This is a genomic window from Oleiphilus sp. HI0080, assembly GCF_001635135.1.
Genome location: NZ_LWFU01000757.1, coordinates 1 through 1,496 on the forward strand (window position 1 = coordinate 1; position 1,496 = coordinate 1,496).

Sequence of the window (1,496 nt, forward strand, 5' to 3'; positions counted from 1 at the left end):
GGCACCCTCTAATTGACCGATGTTATGGTCATAGCTTGAGGGCGTTTTTCCTGGTGCATGAAAAACAACGATTTTTTGGGCACTCATAAACAGTCCATATTCGATCCCGAATTCTGGAGTGAGTCTAGTACAAGATTTCTGAAATGCTCAAATTTGCTGCTAATAACCTAGGAGATATGACCTGTTACCCTAACCCGCTTGGAGCCAGCACTTGTCTGGTTTTGCTGTGCTTTGCGTTGCGCGATTTTCGCGTCAATCACATTTTTGATTGCAATGATTAAACCCATGCCGACGAATGCCCCAGGCGGCAGAATTGCAAACAGAAAGTTACTGTAATCCGTCGCTAGAATTATCTCCCAGCCACGCGCTGCTTCGCCGAAAATGAGATGCATGTTGGAGAAAAGTGTACCTTGGCCAATCGCCTCTCGAGCACCGCCAAGAATCACTAGCACGATAAGGAACCCAAGCCCCATCATGAAGCCATCAACACCGGCGAATAACGGATTAGTTTTACTCGCGTAAGCATCGGCTCTCCCAAGAATGGCACAATTGGTCACGATCAGAGGGATGAATATGCCGAGTATTTGGTAAAGCTCATACGTAAAAGCTTTCATTAGGAGTTCAGCACAGGTAACGAGCGAAGCAATAATCATTACAAATGCAGGAAGACGAATGGCATCGCTGACAAAGTTTCGAATCAAAGACACAGAAATATTCGACATGACCAAAACCAGCATTGTGGCCACGCCTAAGCCAATAGCATTCACAACGGTGGCGGTAACCGCTAATAAAGGACACAGTCCAAGCAATTGAACGAGTGCCGGATTGTTGGACCATAGGCCGTTCTTGCTAAGCGTTTTTAGTTCGTCGATGTGGTTCATGCTGAGAGGCCCTTCAAGGTGCTTTCGACAGGTGAAGTTGTGCTTGAGGCGCTTGGTTTAACAGCGCAATCTTGTTGGCTTCGAAAAACCGCAGGGCTTCGTAAACCGCAGACACGATTGCTCTCGGTGTGATAGTGGCACCAGTTAGCTGATCAAACTCACCGCCATCTTTCTTTACGGCCCAGGCACCCGCTGCGGTGTTGGCGATGGAGCGACCATCAAAACCTAATATCCAGTCTGATTTTGTCAATTCAATACTGTCGCCCAAGCCGGGTGTTTCTTTGTGTGAAACGACTCTGACACCAATCAGCTCGCCATCAACATCAATCGCGACAAGAAGTTGAATCGGAGCGGTATAACCGTCAGGAGCTGTCCAAGGAAGAATAATGGCACTAACGCTGCCCCCGCTGCGCGCAAGAAAAACGCTTTGAGGCTCTGCACCCTCGCGAATAGAGAGCATGTAGCTGTCTGCCAGCAGGTCATTGTCACGGTAGGATTCCGGTACGAGTTCGTAGAGTGCCGCCAAACGGGCTTTGGTCGCCTGTTCGACGATGCGTTCTTTTGTATTTAGCTGCACAAGCGCAACGAGACCTGCTGTTAGTATCGCAAATAGAC

2 protein-coding genes are annotated in these 1,496 nt (G+C 48.6%); both read right to left on the reverse strand.

Annotation, left to right across the window (positions count from 1 at the left end; all coding sequences use genetic code 11):
• Positions 1-167: 167 nt before the first annotated feature.
• The gene (locus tag A3751_RS15855) at positions 168-881 is read right to left on the reverse strand and encodes an electron transport complex subunit E (protein ID WP_068457836.1); all 714 of its coding nucleotides are present in this window, start codon (positions 879-881) and stop codon (positions 168-170) included.
• Between the two features lie 13 nt (positions 882-894).
• The coding region (gene rsxG, locus A3751_RS15860; protein WP_068457838.1) for an electron transport complex subunit RsxG at positions 895-1,496 on the reverse strand (602 nt) is incomplete at its 5' end.